The sequence below is a fragment of the Paraburkholderia sp. C35 genome (assembly GCF_003121405.1).
GTDB lineage: Bacteria > Pseudomonadota > Gammaproteobacteria > Burkholderiales > Burkholderiaceae > Paraburkholderia.
The window spans coordinates 1-18,990 of the sequence record NZ_QBUY01000137.1 but is presented as its reverse complement, the minus strand read 5'-3'; the positions used below and the strand labels follow the sequence as shown (position 1 = coordinate 18,990).

Genomic DNA, 18,990 nt, shown 5'->3' with positions numbered 1-18,990 from the left:
AACTCTGCAGTCAAAGCTGTCTCAAATGATCGAGCAGGCCTGTGGCCGGTCTCAGTTCGAGTTGAGACGCTCTGCAAAATCGATCAGCCTGCCGAAGTGGGTCGTTATCAGTCTGGTGGTCGCAAAGCGTGGTCGGTTGTCGAAATAGGGAATCACTTAACAGGGAAAGCCCAGTTCGACGCGCAGTTCCCGATCCCGGACCGCTGCTCGAAACAGCCTTCCGAGACGAGAGGTTTACGCAATTGCCACTGCTGCCGGATCGTTTGAATGGAAGTATGGAAGGACCTCGGTGGCAAGTTCTTGCAGAGTTTCCTTGATTGGGCGGTGATTCCTCCTGAAATGCAGGGAGATGTGCTGTACGCCCGCGGCACGCATTGCCGTCAGTTCATCGATCAGCGCATTGCAACCCGCGCGAACGCCAAACCGATGCCGTGCAAGTGGCTCAAATCGATTCTTAGCCAGATCCAGATGGAGAACACTGACATAGGGCTTGTTGCCGGCCACTGCACGCCATGCAGCACTGCGACGCCGGTGGTCGTCAGGCGTACCTGGGTAGGCAAGACAACCATCCATGTGCTCACCGAGCCATGGGAGCTGCTGCTGCGCGAGACCTGCGACGAGAATCGGCAATGAGGGGTGCAGATCGGGGAGAACCTCGATGCCAGCAGGCAAATAGTCGCGACCTTCGCTTCGCAGTATCGCAATCTGCTCCCGAAAGTTCTCACCTCGTAGCGCGTAATCGCGCCGGAAGATTGGGTATTCGACGGGTCTGTCGCCGCTCGCGACACCTAAAAGCAATCTGCCGTGGCTAAGACTCTGTATCGTGGCAGCCGATTTAAGCGTAAGTAACGGTTCTCGCAGGGGCAATACAATGGCCGCTGTTCCGAGGAGGATTCGTTCGGTAATTGCCGCGAGGTAGCCCAGATAGGTGAATGCGTCGTATGTTTGCCCCGCGTCGCCGAAGGACGGATCGAAAAGCGGTACGTCTCGCACCCACATGGCGCGAAAGCCCAGCCGGTCGACGAGTTGAGCCAGTTCTGCGTGATGGCTCATGTCTGGAATGCCTGGATGACTCCCTTGCCGGGAAGCAGCCACCCAGTCGTTGTCGAGCGGAAGTTCTACACCAATGCTAAAACTACCTGAAACGAGATAATCGAGTGCATTGTCCATGATCAGCGATATTCAAAGCAGCCGCCAAGCGTGAAAGCACTCTAACTTCGCGTAATCGCAGTGACGAAGAAAGGTTGTGCAAGTGCACGCAGGCAGCTTCGTATCGAAAGCACTGCGTCCGGCCATTAGCCAGATGCAGTGCAAAAGGAGAAAAGACGGAAGGCGTTTGTAGTATGAGAATCGAGATGAGCGGTGCAGGGCAAATCAGGTCAGCGCGTACGAGCGAGCACCCGTTCCCGCAAGATTCCCGCCATCTACAATCAGATACTCTGGCCGTATCGGTCTGCCTTCAAAGAAGCATTGAAGGATCTCAAGGGTGCCGGCGGCGTATCGCGCCTGGCCCGACAGCGAACTGCCTGACATGTGCGGCGTCATGCCGTTGTACGGCATTGTGCGCCACGGATGGTCGACGGGTGCCGGCTGCGGGAACCATACATCGCCCGCATAGCCCGCCAGATGTCCCGATTGCAGCGCCTTCACAATCGCGTCCCGGTCGCTCAACGCGCCTCGCGCGGTGTTGATGAGATAAAAGCCGCGTTTGGCCAGTCCGAGCATCTTCTCGTTGAAAAAGCCTTCGGTCGAAGGGTAGAGCGGCATCTGGAGATTGATGATGTCGCAAACCTTGTCGAGATCTTCGGGTGTTTCGTGATGAATCAGGCCGAGTTCTGCTTCGACGTCCCCAGGAAGGCGATGGCGCTGATAGTAATGCAGTTTCACATCGAAGGGCTTCAGTCGACGCAATACCGCAAGTCCGATCCGCCCAGCACCCAGCGTACCGAAATGCATTCCCTCGACGTCATAGCTGCGACTCACACAATCTGCAATGTTCCATCCTCCATTCACTGCGAACTGGTGCGCTGGAAGGTAATTGCGAACCAGGCCGAGCACCATCATCACGACGTGCTCGGCGACGCTGATGCTGTTTGAAAAAGTCTCTTCTGCGACGGTGATGCCGCGCTCAGCCGCCGCTTTCAGATCCACGTGATCCGAGCCGATGCCCGCGGTGAGTGCGAGTTTCAGATTCGTGGCCTTTGCTATGCGTTCCGCCGTCAGATAGGCAGGCCAGAACGGCTGCGAAATGACGACATCCGCGTCAACCAGATGCTTATCAAAGGTCGAGTCAGCGCCGTCTTTGTCGCTGGTCACCACGAGTTCGTGACCATTCTTCTCGAGATAGTCGCGTAGCCCCAATTCGCCTGACACGCAGCCTACCAGTTCGCCCGGCTTGAATCCGAGTGGACCAACTGGCGATGGCACAGTTTGCCCGTTGGGATAGTGAGTAATCGTCGGAATTTCGTCGCGCACATACGCAGGGGGATATCCGGTAACCGGATCAGGGTAAAGAACGCACAAGATCTTGGCCATGTCTGCTCCATTTGCATGAATCGGGACTAGCAAGTTGATTTAACGAGCCAGTGTTCGAATTTGAATCTATTGGATTCCATATATCTTTTCGTAAAGCACGAAGACAATTCGTAGTGAGATATAAATTATCGAAAACCAGAACGACGACTTGAGTCACGCGATGCTATCGACGATGCCACCGTCAACACGTAACGCTGCCCCCGTTGTCGCTGACGCCTGGGGTGAACATGCATACACAACCATATTTGCGACCTCGTCCGTCGAAGCTGCGCGTTGGATGATTGACGATCCACGCGTTGCCATGACGAATTCGTTCAGCGCCTGCTCAATCGTCTTGCCTTCCTTCTTTGCGGTTTCGGCGACCATTTTGCGCGCGCCTTCGGACGCTGTTGGGCCGGGCAAAACGGAATTGACTGTCACGCCACTTCCAGCAGCAAACTTCGCTATTCCACGCGCAATACTGAGCTGTGCCGTTTTCGAGAATCCGTAGGCGAGCATATCCGGAGGGATCTTGAGTCCAGACTCTGAGGACATAAAGACGACACGACCCCACTCGCGCGCCATCATGCCTTGCAGATAGGCACGGGTGAGCCGTATGCCGGACATGACGTTGATGTTGAAATAGCGTTCCCAGTCTTCATCCCTCGTGGTAAAGAGATCTCCGGGACCGAAAACCCCTAGGTTGTTGACCAGAATGTCTGCATCCGGTACCGCTTTGATCAGCGCATCGATGCCTGCTTGAGTACTCAGATCGCCCGGAACGCTGTGCAATTTTGCGTCAGCGACGTTTTCGCGAATTCGTGCGATGGCATTGTCGACAGCGTCTTTCGATCGGCCGGTGATAATGGTATCTGCGCCCGACGCAGCAAGCCCCTCGGCGATGGCAAAGCCGATCCCTCCACTGGACCCGCTAACGATGGCCGTTCTTCCTGAAAGATCAATTTGCACGCTTTTGCTCCGAATAAGCGATGAGAGAAGCCGCCGGTTGCGCGGTCTGAAGTGCCGAAGGACGTATTCCGGTGAGATGCTCTCTATGCGTTCGCCTTCAGCCAGTGGCCGAAGGCGTTGCGCGTCCAATACCGAATGTGATCGACGGCCGAGACCAATAACTCCGGTGGGGCGAATTGAAATTCAACCCAGATGAAGTATGTTGGGCTCGCTATCGTTCGAACACTCACTTCCCGCTCTTCTCCAGTCCCTGCGCGAGTGCCTTTAGCCCATCTTCATAGATGCCCTGAAACAGCTTCGAGGCCTCCTTCTCACTCACGGTCGTGGGCGTGAAGTGACCTGACCAATCCACTCGGCTTGCCTTGGTACCGGTCTCAGAGACCTTTAGGGTCGAGAGATAGTCTTTCACGGGAAAGGGTGCCTTCAGAATTGCGTAGGTATAACTGCGGGCTGCGTCGTCGAACGCGATCAGGCGCTCGACAATCGTCTCCCCATTCGGATTGGCCAGGTGCCGCACGCGCCCACCTTCGCTCAATTCACTCTTGGGAATGTAAGGAAGCCAGTCCGGCAATGATCCGAACCCACCGATCAATTGCCATACCTGATCAGCGGACAGGGGGATATCAATACTCGTGGATGCTTCAGCCATGACGCCTCCTCTATTTCCGGTCGATTGGTAATGGTGCGAGTGGTGATACGAGGCTCAGTTTTCGCATCTCGCGCCAGAAATCATCGGGAATCGCGAACTTCAACGCTGCGATATCCTCAGCTATCCGGGACGGATGACTGGCGCCAGGAATGACGGCTGCCGATGCTGGATGCGCTAGCGAAAATTGCAATGCCGCCGCCTTGACAGGCACCTTGTGGCGATCGCATACGGCGTTGATTTCGGCGACCTTCGCGAGAATTTCAGGGGATGCTTTTTGATACTCAAAGTGAGTACCACCTGCGAGTACGCCTGAGCTGTAGGGACCGCCGACCACAATGTCGACCTTTTTCTCTTCAGCGGCAGGCATCAAACGTTGTAAAGCCAGTTCGTGATCAAGCAACGAATAGCGCCCGGCCACGAGCATGCCGTTCGGTTTTGCGTCGGTCAGCCCGAGTGTCAGTTCGATAGGCTCAACCCGGTTGACGCCGAGCCCCCAGCCCTTAATGACGCCCTCTTCCTGCAAGCGCATCAGCGCCGGGAATGCTCCCTTGCGAGCGGTGTCAAACTGTGTGATCCACGCGTCCCCATGGAAATCCTGCGCGATGTCGTGAATCCACACGAAATCCAGTCGATCAGTTTGAAGACGCTTCAAGCTATCCTCGATAGACTTCAGCGTTCCGCTCTCCGTGTAGTCGTAAAGAATCTTGTTCTTTCGACCAAACTCGAACAGTCCACCTTTTTCTCCAAGGTCGCGCTTGCCCGTTTCCATCTCGTCGAGAATGATTCGACCCACTTTAGTGCTTAAGATGTACTCGTCGCGCTTGTGCCTGGACAGAGCTTCACCAACACGCAGTTCCGACAGTCCCGCTCCGTAGAAGGGCGCCGTATCGAAGTAGCGAACGCCTTGCTTCCACGCTGCTTCTACAGTCTCCAGTGCCTCTTCTTGCGGGATATTACGGAACATATTGCCTAGTGGCGCACCACCAAAACCCAGTGGACCCTTCAGCAAGCTGCTTCTGATACTCATAACTGGCTCCCGGATCATGACGACCCAAAATACGATGAAGTAATGAATTCGAGGTGGTGACGCCGCTCCTATGAGTCAAGGAGAAAACGTCTTCAAACGACTTCGAATTCACATACCAAACCCTTCCGCGTTACTCATGCCAGCACTGAAAAGTGTTTCATGAAAAAGCGAATCAGGTAATTCACTATATTCTCGGCTTAAGAGCAGGACAAGATCTACAAAGGGCTCATAACCGTACAGTATGATAAGGAATGCTATACGTTGGTATAGTCTGGAAAAATTGTTGACTAAAGATATCTCCAGATATTTCTAGGATTGACGTATGCATTCGCAACAATTGAAATTAGAATGTGTGCATAATTCCGAGTCGAAATACCATCTGATTTACACCACCTGATGCTGCGGCGGATGCATCAACAATTCTAGCTTCGTCGAAACTCGTGCCTGTATGCGCGCTGACGACATGCTGGAATGCAGCCTGTGCGTACAGCGAGGTGCGTTTGCTCACGTCGTAGTCGAGCATGAATGCAAGTTGATGCCACTTTGGAACGTAGCGGCTGTCATTTGCGGAAAGGTGCGCCATGGTGAATGTATAGACCGCGCCGAGCCAGAAGTTTGGTTTGAAATAGTACTGTGCATTCACTTCAAGATTGTCGAATTTCCACGAGTTCCAACGTGCTTCGTTGGGAAGGTCGACGTTGCCCAACCATGCATTGCCGGTCGGACCGTACACGTCGACATGAGACCATGCGACACCTATTGCGATCTTCGGAAAGCGATAATGCACCGCAACACCGACATCCTGCTGCGATGAAGCGTCGAAGAGTTCTCCGCTTGATATTGCCCCCGATGTCGTCTGGCCTGGATGATTCATCTTCAGATACGAGATGGCTGCCGTGAGCTCACCGGAATGGTAGTTCAGCGTGGCGCCCCACAAGCGGTTGTTGGCGAAGCTGTTTGCATCGTTCCCGAATGCGTACATCGCTTCGCCTGTCAGGCCATGGTAGGTTGGCGTCACATACTTGATTGCATTGCTTACACGGAAGTCCCAATCAGCGTTGTCGTTATCAAATGGATGCGTTGTGACATCACCGCCCCAACTGAGCACACCCGTCAGGCTTGCGAAGCCGAGAGTATCCACGCTTGTGTCGTATTGCCGTCCAAGCGTGATCGTGCCATAGCGATCTGACGACAAGCCGAAAAAAGCCTGTCGGCCAAAAATCCGCGATTCCTGTGCTAGCTGGCCGCTGTTGATGTTGAATCCATTCTCGATCTGAAAGACCGCTTTGTAGCCGTTGCCAAGGTCTTCGCTGCCTTTTATGCCAAAGCGGCTACCCGCGATATTTCCACCAACCATCTGCCACACAGAATGTCCCGAGGCGTTGCTCGTGAAATTGATGCCTTCGTCGATGAAGCCATATAACGTCACGCTCGATTGAGCATGAATGGTACTCGAGAGAAGCAAGGCCGAGGCTACGGCCGCGAGTTGCAGCGCGTTTTGTTTCTGTTGCATCTAACCGTCTCCAGCATGTACAGCTGATCCAGCACGATCCCTTGAATACGATAGACGCAAGACTATAGATCGGTATCGGAGCGTGCTGACGTTTAAACGTCTGGATCAGGCTAACACGATGGAAAAATATATGAAGTTAGCAGTGCGTATAGAATAAAGACGTTTAGGGATTAAATAGAGACAGAGAATACAGGTTTTATCTGTGAGCAATTAAAGCTCAAGATGAGGGGCGAATGTTGCTTCTGAATCTGCGGACAGGAGTTGTCGTTAAACTGCGGGATGTGATGTCACTTTCGTTAAGCGGAGATCGCTTCCCGGTTGCTGATTGAAACGTTCACGTATGAGCCGAATGACGTATCTTCAATGTCATTCAGGAGCTTTTTTATCGAACGAGATCCTATCTGAGAACAGGTAAAAAGTTCTCTCACTAGTGCGTCGGTGACATTTTCGAGTTCATTGTCCACAGCAAACTCGGTAGCAATGCCCCAATCATAGGCCCGCACTCCGTCTATGATGCGGGACCGCATGACGACATCCCGCGTCCTGCCTGTGCCTATCATTCCATGGAGGCGCGTCACGCTATCGAATCCGAGAATGTGACCGGTGCTCAGGGTAGGCAGAGCATAGAGCGTGGTCTCCGTGGCGATCCGGAAGTCACATGCCAGAGACAATTCGAAAGCGCTACCTGAGCAGTAACCACGGTTCGCTGCGACCACTGGTTTGCTACAACGCGAAGGAGCGCTCAATGCCAAGGCAAGCCTTGATGCATTTTCTGCCCGAGCATGGCTTGACTCAACGTTGTCGATACCGCTGGAGAAATGTTCTCCAGAACTCCGCAGAACGATGACGTGGATGGCGGGATCACTATCTAAAGCTTCAATGACTGCTTGAATTTGCTCATGTTGCGAAATGGACATGACGTTGCGCGGTGGCCGGTCAAGCACGATATCGGCGCGCGAGCTTTTTGCGCTGATCTCAACGCGGAAACCATCAAGATTCGTCGGAAGGGCGGGAGATCGACAGGCAAGCCGCATCATAAATTCCTTTAGTGCATTCACACGTCTCGCATCGTCGACGTGAGCGCTATTGGTCTGAACATTCCACATCCGACACAGCGCATTCAAGCGTTGCGCCGCAGCGCTCGTTCACATGTCGTACTCAAGACGCATCGACTAATCACCAATCTAACACGAGTTAGTAAAATTTCAATCGAAAAGTGGGATTGTCTGCAGAGAGGCGAAAATTGACGGATATTGCCTCGTTTTCGCGATATCTGAGTCAGATGGTATTGATGATGCAACCGTACAAGATGCTTGTTCACTTAAGAGCTGCGATCGAGCTTAAACGATTGCTGAATTGTTTCGGGTTGCTCGCGCGTGCGGTCTGTCGCTTGAATGTCATAGACGGATTGCCTACGCTGAGAGTAAGCAGGTTGAATGTTGATCTGTTCTGAGAATCGGGACGCGAAACAGCGTCTTTTTTTGAATTCGCAGCTAACGCGTGTTAGCGGGGGGCGAGATTGAAATGACAACGGCTCCGGTCGATGGCGCTCAATCGCTCATAACAGCGGTGCAAACGGGTTCACGATTTCGCGACCGGGAAGCGTTCACTGCCTGGTTGATGATCCTGCCATCCCTGTTCGGTCTCGTCGTCTTTTATCTTCTCCCGGCGGTGCGGGCGATAGGCATCAGCATGAGTGACTGGAACCTGATGTCGCCGCCACGCGACGTTGGCTTCGATAACTACCGTGCAATGCTTGCCGATGGCGAGTTCTGGCACGCGCTTAAGCTGTCAGCGTGCTACGTCATTTTCAACATCCCGATGCAGACAGCGACGGGACTGCTACTCGCGGTATTAATGGACCGCTTGAGCCGTGCGATCGTCATACGCGCGATCGTACTTTTGCCATTTCTTCTTTCGAACGTGCTAGTGGCGTTGATCTGGGTGTGGTTGCTCGACCCGATGCTCGGGTGGGTCAATGCCACGCTGCAGTCAGTCGGCGCTAACACCCACACATTCTTTAGCTCGCCGCTTGAGGCTCTCGCAACAGTAGCTGCGGTCAACACGTGGCGGTACACCGGCATGGTGTCGCTTCTGTTTCTGGCAGGCATGCAACGTATTCCGCGGAGTCTATACGAGGCTGCAATCCTGGATGGTGTTAGTGAGTGGCGGATATTTTTCCGGATTACGTTGCCGTTACTCCGGCCCGTCACGTTGTTCGTACTGGTGACAAGCATCACGGGGGCATTTCAGATCTTCGATACGATCGCCGTGGCCACGAGTGGCGGGCCCGCCGGTTCGACACGTGTGATCGTCTATTACATATACGAGAACGCCTTCAAATATCACAAGATGGGCTATGCGTGCGCAATGTCTATTACATTGCTGGTGCTCATGATGTTGTACACGGCGGCTCAGATGTGGCTCTTCCGCGCGAATGAGTCGGACCTCGCGCTCTTCAGCTTCGACGCAGATACAGCGCACAATGCGGTCGGAGGGGCAGCGCGATCTCTCAAAGGTGTCGGCGGAGGGCGTCTGTTTGCCTGGTGCGCACTCGCAATCATGATCGTGGGTGCCTTGATTCCGTTCTGGATCGTGTTGCGAACGGCAGTTACGCCACCAGCCGATCTATACGCGTCAATGGGCTCCTGGTTGCCTTCAGTATTTACACTCGAAAACTTTCGACGCGCGCTTGGCTGGGTGTCGAACGATGCCGCACTTGCGGCCGGCGGTTCAGGCGGAAACGTGAATTTCTTGAGAGCCTTATTGAATTCGGTGATCTTCTCGGGGTTGGTTGTAGCTGGGCAGGTCATATTTAGTTCGATGGCTGCCTATGCATTCGCGCGTTTGCGTTTTCGTGGACGAGAGCCGATATTTGCCCTGTTTTTGGTGTCGCTGATGCTTCCGAACATCATTCTGTTTATTCCCAACTTCGTTCTGGTCAAGGAACTTGGCTGGCTCAATACTTATGCCGGAATGGTCGCACCGTTTCTTCTGGTGTGGGCATTTGCAGTCTTCTATCTTCGCCAGACTTTCTTGTCGATTCCGCGCGAGCTTGAGGAGGCGGCGCGTCTTGACGGTGCATCGTACTGGACGATTTTCTGGAGAGTTGTCGTTCCGCTTAGCGTGCCACCCATTGCCACTGTCGCAATCCTGTCCGGCGTCAATGCCTGGAACGAATTCTTTTGGCCGTTCATCGTGGCGAACGCCGATGAGGTCCAGGTGCTGACCGTCGCTCTGCAGACGTTCAAGTCACAGGCGCCGCAAGGAGCACCAGACTGGACGGGGCTGATGGCTGCAACCTGTCTGGCGATCGTTCCGACGCTCGCGTTGCTGCTTTTCCTTGGGCGTTATGTCGTCCAATCCGTGCAGTCCATCGGCGGAAAATAATCGGTCAGGCGAATGCCACGAACCCCCGACTGGAATAGTGATGGTGTTCGGATTGCGGAGATGCGAATGAAGTTCTTTCTGCACTTGCGTCAAGTGTGCTCGATGGCGCGGACTACCGCGATGATCGCAGGGATGGTTGCAACGTTCCTCGCTCACGCAGGTGGCACCGAAATCCGATATGCGCTATGGGACGCGAATCAGCGACCCGCCTATCAGGCATGTGCCGCTCAGTTCGAGAAGGAGAACCCGGATATCCATATCAGGATCTCACAAGTCGGATGGGAGGACTATTGGACTGTGCTGACGACGCAGTTCGTGTCGGGCACGGCGCCAGATGTTTTCACCAATCATTTGATGAAATATCCCGAGATGGTAACCAACGGACAACTAGTTGATCTCACTTCGTACATTCAGCGGGATAAGATGGAAACAGATAGTTTTTATCCGGCGCTGCTAAAGAACTGGTCCAGAGAGGGGCATCAATACGGTTTGCCTAAGGATTGGGACACAGTCGCACTGGTCTACAACAAGCAGATGTTCAGGGATGCCGGTATTGATCCTGCTTCGATATCGGACTGGACGTGGAATGATCGTGACGGCGGAACGTTCGAAAAAGCGATTGCGCGCCTGACAATTGACACTAACGGCAATCGCGGCGATTCGAAACAGTTCGATGCGCAGCACGTGGCGGTGCGTGGCTATCAGATCGCCCGGGCTGGCGGCATGATGGGCCAGACCGAATGGAGCACGTTTGCGGTGTCGGAAGGCTTCAAATATAACGATGGTCCATGGAGCACTCGCTACTACTACGACGATCCGCGCCTCGCTCGCACGCTCGAATGGTTTGTGAGCCTGACGAAGAAAGGCTATTCCGCCCGATTCGACGAGGCCAGCAGGCTTGGGAGTTCTGCACTTTTCGCTGCGGGAAAGACTGCCATGGTGAGCGACGGTTCATGGATGGTCAACTGGTATGCGCAGAACGCTAAATTCGAAGTAGGTTATGCCGTCCTTCCCAAAGGTCCGGTCGGACGCGTGACGATGTTCAACGGGCTGGCGGATTCAATCTGGAGTGGGAGTGAGCACAAGGAAGCGTCGTGGAGATGGGTCAAATTTCTTGCCTCTGCGCCATGCCAGAAAATTGTCGCTCAACGCGGCGTGGTGTTTCCCGCGATACAGGATCTCGACGGAATAACCATCGACGCACATGCCAAACGCAATATCGATACGCGCGCCTTCTTCGACATGACGAAGGCGACGACGTTCCAGCCGCCCATTGCGAAGGGAGGCGCGCAGATCGACGCGATCATGGATGCGGCTATCGAGTCGATCCTGTTGGGGCAGGCCAGTGCGGCGACAGCGCTCAAGGAGGCCAATGTAAAGGTCAATGAAATCACGCACGCCAGGTAGACTGGTCGTTGTGGTCGCTTATGGATATAGAACGGAGATGCGTGTGATGTCATCGGGAAAGCCCATCAAGATCGCGTTGATTGGAGCGGGAAGCACGGTATTCGCGCGCAATCTGCTCGGGGACATACTCGCCTATCCGGAACTCGCCGACGCCAGTATCGCGCTGCACGATATCGACGAACGGCGGCTTGAACTGTCGACGCTAGTTGCGGGCCGGGTAGCAGGGCACCTGCAGGCGAATCCAGAGATAGTCGCGACAACTGATCGCCTGCGAGCACTGGACGGTGCCGATTACGTGCTCAATCTGATTCAGGTCGGGGGCTATAAGCCTGCGACCGTGATCGACTTCGAGATTCCAAAACGATATGGGGTCGAACAAACCATAGGCGACACGATAGGCATCGGCGGGATCATGCGAGGATTGCGCACAATACCTGTGATGCTCGACTTGCTCGGCGACATGGAGCGCATGTGTCCACATGCTCTTCATTTGAACTACGTCAATCCCATGGCGATCATTTGCTGGGCGATGAATCGCGCGTCGTCGATTCGTACCGTGGGACTATGTCACAGCGTACAGGGCACGGCTGCGGAACTTGCGAAGGATATTGGTGTACCTCTGGACGAAATCCGCTATATATGTGCCGGCATCAATCACATGGCCTTTTTCCTGAAATTTGGCCGGAACGGTGAAGATCTCTACCCCGCATTACATCGCGTGCGGGCCGAAGGGCGAGTACCTGATGCAAATCGGGTGCGCTACGAGATCTTGCACAGACTCGGCTACTTTCCCACTGAATCGAGTGAACACTTCAGCGAATATGTTCCTTGGTTTATCAAGCGTGGGCGCGAAGATCTGCTCGACAGATTCAATATTCCGCTCGACGAGTACCCCGGGCGATGTCAGGTTTATGAAGTGTCGTGGGATTTTATCGAGCGAGAGCTTCGCGAACCAGGATCGCAGGATCCCGAGATGTTGCGGGCTGCGTTGATCGGGCATGGTTTCAAGGTAATGGACAGCCGTCATGACGGTGCCGTGGCAAATCTGAAGGGTTTGAGCATGATCAGGCGCTCGGTCGAATATGGCGCGACGATTATTCACTCAATAGAATCCGGCACGCAGAACGTCATCTATGGCAATGTGCCGAACACTGCACTCATCGAGAATCTGCCGCAGGGATGTTGCGTCGAGGTGCCCTGTCTGGTCGACGGGAATGGTGTGCAGCCGACGCAAGTTGGCGCTCTCCCGCCTCAGCTCGCCGCGTTGATGCGCACGAACATCGGTGTGCAGGAGTTGACTGTCGAAGCTGCGCTGACCGGACGTCGCGATCACGTTTATCATGCGGCGATGCTCGACCCGCATACGGCCGCGGAACTGGACGTCGAGCAGATCGTGGCGCTGGTCGACGATCTGCTCGATGCACATCGTGACTGGCTTCCGGAGGGCCTGTTGAAAGAGTCTCGTACCGAAGTTGACGTTTGATGCAGATATCTCCCGCAAGCTCCCTGATTCTGACCACATGTGATGTTGTCTCTCTGTTGTGGAAAATAAAATGAGTCAAAAGGCCGCCACAACGCGCGTCACGAGTAGCCAGGTCGCGAAGCTCGCGGGCGTTTCGCGCACCACTGTGTCCTTCGTGCTCAATGATGTACCGCACATGGGCATCAGCGAGGAAACACGAGAACGTGTGCTGAGCGCCGCGCGACAGTTGGGTTATGTACCTAACGCCGCGGCGCGCTCTCTCGTGAGCGGTGCCACTCGAACCGTTGCGATCGTCACGCCACATAGCGAGCATCTGAAGGTTGATGCATTCATCCCTCGCATGCTCGCCGGCGTCAACGACACGTGTCATGCTCACGGCTACAAGGTGATTTTCGAACCGCTGATCGACACTGGACGCTCGGGTGGCGGCTTTCTCGAGATGGTAGACAGCCGGCGTATTGACGGACTCATCGCGATCAATACCCCACGCTCGGATGACATTCATCTCGCCCGTCTCGCATCGGAAGGATTCCCGCTCGTGGTGTTCGGCTCCAAACTCGTCGAGCACGCTAACATTTACAGCATCGATGTCGATATGCGTGAAGCGTCGCGCGTTGCGACGCGGCATCTACTTTCGCTCGGACATCGCGAGGTCGCCTATCTGGGCTTTGCGTCCGACGAATACCATGGGGTCACAGAACGCCTTTATGGCTATCGCGACGCGATGCGCGAGTTTGGTCTCGGCACGGAATTCGAGCGTGTCGGATTCGCCGACTTCAGCGCGCAAAGCGGGTGCGATGCAATGGATGCAATGCTTAAGCGCGGCCCTTCGTTTACGGCACTCTTTGCTGGAAACGACACGATAGCGTTCGGTGCGATGGCCGCCTTGCGTAAGGCCGGCTTGCGCGTGCCCAATGACATTGCCGTCGTCGGATATGACGATATTCCGCTCGCTGCCTATGCCGCACCACCTTTGACTACCATGCGAACGTCCCCTTACGAGCAGGCGTGCGAGGCCGCAAATCTGCTGGTACGGTTGATGTCCGGAGAGCGTCCCAAGGAACTGCATTCGCTGCTGGACGTGCCGCTGGTCATACGCGATTCCTGCGGTAGTGCGCGACGGCTTCAGCCCTAAGCGCTTCCTCCACGTTACTTTGCACGTCCTGTGCGGTGCATTTTAAAAGCACGGTGCTAGTGCTGAATGGCATCAGCCTGAGCAAGGATGACGGGATTCAGTCGCTCGCCCAGGCGAGCGTCCATGGCCAGCCCGTACAGGTCTTTCGGGTCCTGTGGATTCGGAATCAGATCGAGTTCGAAGCCGATATTCCGTTCGCGGGAGATTCTATGGAGGTAACGTAGTGCCGAGAAATCCTCAAGGGCGAATCCAACGGAATCGAACACGGTAACCTGAAGGCGCGATTCCCGTCCCTTGTCCTGTCCTGTCACGATCCGATGAAACTCGACGACAGGAAAATCTGGGGCGAGTTGCTGTATGTCGCCTTCGATACGCGTCTGTGGCTCGTACTCGACTACCACGCGCGAGCGTCGCAGGACGTCGGCGTGTAGTTCGGTTTTTCCCGGGCAATCACCACCGACCGCGTTGATATGCATGCCGTCTTCGATCATGTCGGGAGTCAGGATGGTTGCATTGCTCTTGTCGGCCGTCACGGTAGTGACTATATCGGCACCACGCACGGCTTCCGCGACAGATGAACAAGGAATCACACGCAGGCCCCGGAGGTGTGCAAGGTTGCATACGAGTTTGTCCCTGGCGGTTTTATCGACGTCGAACACGCGAATCTCATTGATGGCGAGGAGGTGGTGAAAGGCGATCGCCTGAAATTCGCTTTGTGCGCCGTTGCCAATGAGCGCCATTGATCGGCAGTCTGGGCGCGCGAGGAAACGCGCGATGAGTGCTGACGTCGCCGCTGTGCGAATCGCCGTAGTCAGTGTCATTTCGCTTAACAGGAGTGGATAGCCTGTATCCACATCTGCTAACACGCCGAACGCCATCACTGTTAGGAGATCGGTTTGCGTATTTCTCGGGTGACCATTGACATATTTGAACGAATAGAGTCGGGCATCCGATGCCGGCATCAGTTCAATGACGCCATAGGTCGAGTGACTCGCAAGCCGTGCGGTTTTCTCAAAGGTGCTCCAGCGACGGTAGTCCTGCTCGATATAGCTCGCCATCGATGCGATCATCCGCGGGAGACCCAGTTCACGGATGAGCCTAGAAACATCGTTTACATCGATATATCGCGTCATGTCTACAACTCCGGTTTTGTGGATGTGCGCCTCGCCAGTACACTCTGGCTAGTTCATGCGCGGCCTTCGAATCCCAGCAGCACGTTGACCGCATAGTTCCCGATTTCGTCAACCATATAGCCACCTTCCATGACGAATAGCGTTGGAAGGTTGAACGTTGCGAGGAATCGTCCAATGCGCGGGAAATCAGTGGTGCGCAAACGGAAGTGGCTGATCGGATCGCCTTCGAACGTATCGCCCCCAAGGGACACGATTAATGCGTCGGCCTTATGTAGTGCGATTGCGACGCTTGCGTGTTGAAGTGCCGTTTCGTAGCGGTCAAATCCTGTGCCACGTGGCAGCGGCAGATTGATATTGAATCCCTTGCCGACACCTGCACCTTGTTCATTTGCGTGTCCCGAGAAGTAGGGAAACGATACGCTGGGATCACCATGAATCGAGACGAACAGCACATCGTTGCGCTCGTAGAAAATTTCTTGGGTGCCGTTGCCGTGGTGAAAGTCGATATCAAGAATGGCGACACGCTGTGCGCCCCGCTCGATACAGCGGTAAGCGGCGATCGCAGCATTGTTCAAATAACAATAGCCGCCCATGTACTCGTGCCCAGCGTGATGGCCCGGAGGCCGACACAGTGCGAAAGCGGCACGCATGCCATCGGACAGGGCGTCGATGCCTGTAAGCGCGGAATTGGCACTCGAACATATGGCGTCCCATGTTCCCGCGTTGATTGGCGAACCGGCGTCCATCGAAAAGAATCCCAGTTGACCGTCAACGTCCTGCGGCATAGCTCTGCTGGGCAAACCGCGCACGGGCCACACGAGTGGCAAGGCCTGACAGGTTCGGCCAGTCGCTTTCCACTCGTCCCACGCGGTAGCGAGAAAGTTGACATACCGTGCGCTGTGCGGTCCGACGTATTGATGACGCTCATATGATGTCGGGCTCACTACGTCGCCGATCTGTGCTGCCTTGACGTGACGCAGCACAGCTTCTGCGCGCGCTGGTTTTTCGAAGGATTCGGAGACGGCGCCGTCCTTGAGTTCGACACCCTGATGCAGACGGTGATCGCTGCTGTAGATGGTAAGCATGGTCGGCTGCCGCGTTGAGAGTAGTGAACAGTCTACTCATGCGTCGGCGCACTGATTTTGCTTTTTGATGCGTGAAATCCTACACTGATAGATAGGTTATCTACGGAAGTGGCCTAATGAGCACAAATCGCCCCAAAGTGGACATTGATTCCGTCGATCGCTCCATGCTGCGCCTGCTTCAGGACGACGGTGCTCTCTCCAATGCCGCACTTGGCGAGCAACTTTCCCTGAGCGTGACTCCTTGCTGGCGACGACGCAAACACCTGGAAGATCAAGGGGTGATAACTGGCTATCAGGCCAATATCGATCGACGCACGATTGGCCTGGATCTGCTGGCCTTTGTGCAAATTCGCATCAATATCCACTCTGACAAGACCGCTGACAACTTCGAAACGGTTATACGTAGTAGGTCAGAAGTGTTGTCGTGCCACAAAATTACCGGGGATGCAGACTATATTCTTCAGGTCGTGGCATCTGACCTGGATGCTTACGGCGACTTCATTGAGCGTGTCCTGAGAAAGCAGGCAGGTGTCGCGTCCATACAATCGAGCCTTGCACTGCGAGAGATCAAATTCTCGTCGAAATTTCCGATATCTGATGAGCCTTGAGTGGGTCCGATCTAAGGTGTTCATGAGTGCCTCCGGGAGAGGCGGAATTCGTCAGCGCAGTGACTTCGTCAGATATTTTTTTCTAGATGTGTTGGAGACGTTTCTGTCACTCAGACAAGTCATGTGGAGCGTGTGTTGTTCGCGCTGAGGTTCCGTGAAGAAATCAACAGGTGAATCCGGCCATGAAGCGTCATTCGTTTTCCTGGTTGCAAGGACATTCAAACGTCGGCTCCACTCAGCAATCGGTCATTCATTGAATTACGAAAAGGTAGCGTTGCTTGATCGGACTTGAAGAACTGCGTCTGGATTCGATGGATATTCCCTCCCCGCAACTAGTCTGCCTCAGCGATTGTGCGATCGCACACATTCTGCTCTCGATTTAAACCGTAGTCTTCGTACTTAAACTGAAGTACATCGAGATTAACAAAGTGTGCAGAACTACCTTTTGGGGAGCTCTCTTTGTATTTACAAATTATACTGGTTAGTTTTTCTCAGCGAATAATTGCGGCACCTGTGAAGAAAAGCAGATGAGGGATTGAGGAATACAGCACCGTCTGCTGCATCGCAAGGTAGAGGTCTGAGAAAGGATATAGATCTTAATTATCGCATCCTCACTGCGTCCGCAAGAGCCGCTGATAACAATGGCTACGATATCTCAGTAACGCTTGGCAAATATATTAAGCACGACGCCACTCTCGATGAGGCAAAAGCCATACTGACTGCTGCCGGATTCGCTGTCGGCGAGATTCCCTTATCGAAAAAAGGTCATACTCTAATCTCATGTGTCCCAGCTTCGATTTCGCCATATCTCGAGAAATTTCCGCGTCGGGTCGATATATTTGCATCTCTTTGCCTGCAAGCCTCCGGCGTGTTCGGTTCGCGCATTGATCATGTTGCCGCCCACATTTTCATCTCTTATCCATAGTGTTCAGTCCTTTCGCCCTTTCGAACGCGTACAGCAGTCACCACTGTATCGAAGCAACACGGCGTCCGGATTGAAGCCTGCTGCGTCGACATTTCTACGCGATATAGCCTACCGGGGTCGCATGTTGATCGCTGAAGCGGAGCCCGGCTCAACGTGGATGGCTCTTTGCACTTGATAGGTGCCGTTGAAACGACATGGCGCTGATGGTCTGCAACGGGTCGATGCTCAGTCTCGGACAGTGGTACGGCAACAGGGTTGGGAGCAGCAAAATTGGCGTAGCCGTTCACCCCGTTCCACCTCGCGCCTTTTACTGCCAACGAAGGACCAAGAAGTCGCGGGAGTAGGACGCGCGAGAAGTGAAAATTATCAGTTGCCAAGGCGAGGGTTTGCTAATATCGCCTCACTTACGACTTTGCTGAAAAAGATTAAATTGCAGACGGGGGCGACAACCATGGATGCCAATGAGACGTTCGAAACGGTAACCGTGCCGCGCACGACAGGGAACGGATACTTTGTGCTCGTGTTTATAACTTCCGTACTCATAGTAACAATCGCGTTGCGCAAAGAACATGTAGTTGGGACATTTGGGGCAACTATTACCTTGGCTATATGTGGAGTAGTTGGTCTCGTCAACCTCCTGTCTAGACAAGTCTGCGTTTTTACAACTGTCCCCCGATCTATGCGGATTGAGAGATGGATCATGGGCATGCGCGTGCATTCAGAATCGGTCGATATCGCCTCGACAAGTCGGATTCGATCTCACTGGACAATGTCAGGCTTAAGCTTAGAGCTGGGAGATGACGTTTCGTGGAAGACCATCAACGTGCAGACCGCCTACTTAACCAAGGGACAGCAGACCCTCTCTCGCGGCGAACAGGCATCGCGGATGGATGAAGTGCGAAGCTCAATTGCGCGAGTGCTCAAGATCAGAGATGACGGATGGGAGAAGTATTCGACATAACGACGTCTGCCGTAGTCAGGAAATACTCGCACGATTCGCCCCGTTCCACGGCTGACTGCTCCAGCTTCCAACTCAGACGTCTGCATCGTGACCGAACGAGAGTCTCTAAGGGGTCGAGCCTGTGTGAAAACGCATTGATCGCCTAGACTGAATCAACACACTGAGACCGGATGACTCATGAAGCGATTCGT

14 protein-coding genes are annotated in these 18,990 nt (G+C 54.2%); 5 read left to right on the top strand and 9 right to left on the bottom strand.

Going from position 1 to position 18,990, the window contains the following annotated elements; translation table 11 throughout:
- Window positions 1-234 precede the first annotated feature (234 nt).
- The 7 genes from DK391_RS40080 to DK391_RS40050 form a co-directional block, all read right to left on the bottom strand.
- On the bottom strand, window positions 235-1,170 hold the full coding sequence (locus tag DK391_RS40080) for a TIGR03571 family LLM class oxidoreductase (RefSeq protein WP_109483538.1): 936 nt from the start codon (window positions 1,168-1,170) through the stop codon (window positions 235-237).
- Between the two features lie 204 nt (window positions 1,171-1,374).
- A complete protein-coding gene (locus DK391_RS40075) occupies window positions 1,375-2,535 on the bottom strand; it encodes an NAD-dependent formate dehydrogenase (RefSeq protein ID WP_109483537.1) in 1,161 nt (386 codons plus the stop codon).
- Between the two features lie 153 nt (window positions 2,536-2,688).
- Entirely contained in the window at window positions 2,689-3,483 is a 795-nt protein-coding gene (locus DK391_RS40070) for an SDR family oxidoreductase (protein ID WP_109483536.1), read from the bottom strand.
- A gap of 226 nt (window positions 3,484-3,709) precedes the next feature.
- Window positions 3,710-4,132, bottom strand: coding sequence for an SRPBCC family protein (locus DK391_RS40065; RefSeq protein WP_109483535.1), 423 nt, complete (start codon window positions 4,130-4,132; stop codon window positions 3,710-3,712).
- A gap of 10 nt (window positions 4,133-4,142) precedes the next feature.
- The gene (locus tag DK391_RS40060) at window positions 4,143-5,159 is read right to left on the bottom strand and encodes an aldo/keto reductase (RefSeq protein WP_109483541.1); all 1,017 of its coding nucleotides are present in this window, start codon (window positions 5,157-5,159) and stop codon (window positions 4,143-4,145) included.
- Window positions 5,160-5,502: 343 nt separating this feature from the next.
- A complete protein-coding gene (locus tag DK391_RS40055; RefSeq protein ID WP_109483534.1) occupies window positions 5,503-6,672 on the bottom strand; it encodes a porin in 1,170 nt (389 codons plus the stop codon).
- 296 nt (window positions 6,673-6,968) lie between these two features.
- Window positions 6,969-7,730: an enoyl-CoA hydratase/isomerase family protein gene (locus DK391_RS40050; RefSeq protein WP_162601045.1), complete on the bottom strand. Its 762-nt coding sequence runs from the start codon at window positions 7,728-7,730 to the stop codon at window positions 6,969-6,971.
- 466 nt (window positions 7,731-8,196) lie between these two features.
- On the opposite strand from DK391_RS40050, the gene DK391_RS45515 reads away from it, so the two are divergent.
- From DK391_RS45515 to DK391_RS40030, 4 genes are all read left to right on the top strand, one after another.
- Window positions 8,197-10,062: an ABC transporter permease subunit gene (locus tag DK391_RS45515; RefSeq protein ID WP_239483087.1), complete on the top strand. Its 1,866-nt coding sequence runs from the start codon at window positions 8,197-8,199 to the stop codon at window positions 10,060-10,062.
- Window positions 10,063-10,128: 66 nt separating this feature from the next.
- Window positions 10,129-11,469: a sugar ABC transporter substrate-binding protein gene (locus DK391_RS40040; RefSeq protein ID WP_239483086.1), complete on the top strand. Its 1,341-nt coding sequence runs from the start codon at window positions 10,129-10,131 to the stop codon at window positions 11,467-11,469.
- Window positions 11,470-11,515: 46 nt separating this feature from the next.
- Window positions 11,516-12,952: an alpha-glucosidase/alpha-galactosidase gene (locus DK391_RS40035; RefSeq protein WP_275426849.1), complete on the top strand. Its 1,437-nt coding sequence runs from the start codon at window positions 11,516-11,518 to the stop codon at window positions 12,950-12,952.
- A 70-nt stretch (window positions 12,953-13,022) separates the two neighbouring features.
- Window positions 13,023-14,087: a LacI family DNA-binding transcriptional regulator gene (locus DK391_RS40030; protein ID WP_109483531.1), complete on the top strand. Its 1,065-nt coding sequence runs from the start codon at window positions 13,023-13,025 to the stop codon at window positions 14,085-14,087.
- Between the two features lie 56 nt (window positions 14,088-14,143).
- Here DK391_RS40030 and DK391_RS40025 read toward each other — a convergent pair whose 3' ends face one another.
- Together DK391_RS40025 and DK391_RS40020 are read right to left on the bottom strand one after the other, a co-directional pair.
- A complete protein-coding gene (locus DK391_RS40025; RefSeq protein WP_109483530.1) occupies window positions 14,144-15,220 on the bottom strand; it encodes an ornithine cyclodeaminase in 1,077 nt (358 codons plus the stop codon).
- 53 nt (window positions 15,221-15,273) lie between these two features.
- Window positions 15,274-16,305 (bottom strand): histone deacetylase family protein, encoded by a 1,032-nt coding sequence (locus tag DK391_RS40020; protein ID WP_109483529.1) that lies wholly within the window; start codon window positions 16,303-16,305, stop codon window positions 15,274-15,276.
- A gap of 116 nt (window positions 16,306-16,421) precedes the next feature.
- Here DK391_RS40020 and DK391_RS40015 point away from each other — a divergent pair, with 116 nt between their 5' ends.
- Entirely contained in the window at window positions 16,422-16,913 is a 492-nt protein-coding gene (locus DK391_RS40015; RefSeq protein WP_109483528.1) for an Lrp/AsnC family transcriptional regulator, read from the top strand.
- Window positions 16,914-18,990 lie beyond the last annotated feature (2,077 nt).

What these genes read in the sequence shown, in the direction of transcription:
- DK391_RS40080 (WP_109483538.1), bottom strand. Translation starts at nt 1,170, where the DNA reads ATGGACAATGCACTCGATTATCTCGTTTCAGGTAGTTTTAGCATTGGT.
- DK391_RS40075 (WP_109483537.1), bottom strand. Translation starts at nt 2,535, where the DNA reads ATGGCCAAGATCTTGTGCGTTCTTTACCCTGATCCGGTTACCGGATAT.
- DK391_RS40065 (WP_109483535.1), bottom strand. Translation starts at nt 4,132, where the DNA reads ATGGCTGAAGCATCCACGAGTATTGATATCCCCCTGTCCGCTGATCAG.
- DK391_RS40060 (WP_109483541.1), bottom strand. Translation starts at nt 5,159, where the DNA reads ATGAGTATCAGAAGCAGCTTGCTGAAGGGTCCACTGGGTTTTGGTGGT.
- DK391_RS40055 (WP_109483534.1), bottom strand. Translation starts at nt 6,672, where the DNA reads ATGCAACAGAAACAAAACGCGCTGCAACTCGCGGCCGTAGCCTCGGCC.
- DK391_RS45515 (WP_239483087.1), top strand. Translation starts at nt 8,197, where the DNA reads ATGACAACGGCTCCGGTCGATGGCGCTCAATCGCTCATAACAGCGGTG.
- DK391_RS40040 (WP_239483086.1), top strand. Translation starts at nt 10,129, where the DNA reads ATGAAGTTCTTTCTGCACTTGCGTCAAGTGTGCTCGATGGCGCGGACT.
- DK391_RS40035 (WP_275426849.1), top strand. Translation starts at nt 11,516, where the DNA reads ATGTCATCGGGAAAGCCCATCAAGATCGCGTTGATTGGAGCGGGAAGC.
- DK391_RS40030 (WP_109483531.1), top strand. Translation starts at nt 13,023, where the DNA reads ATGAGTCAAAAGGCCGCCACAACGCGCGTCACGAGTAGCCAGGTCGCG.
- DK391_RS40025 (WP_109483530.1), bottom strand. Translation starts at nt 15,220, where the DNA reads ATGACGCGATATATCGATGTAAACGATGTTTCTAGGCTCATCCGTGAA.
- DK391_RS40020 (WP_109483529.1), bottom strand. Translation starts at nt 16,305, where the DNA reads ATGCTTACCATCTACAGCAGCGATCACCGTCTGCATCAGGGTGTCGAA.
- DK391_RS40015 (WP_109483528.1), top strand. Translation starts at nt 16,422, where the DNA reads ATGAGCACAAATCGCCCCAAAGTGGACATTGATTCCGTCGATCGCTCC.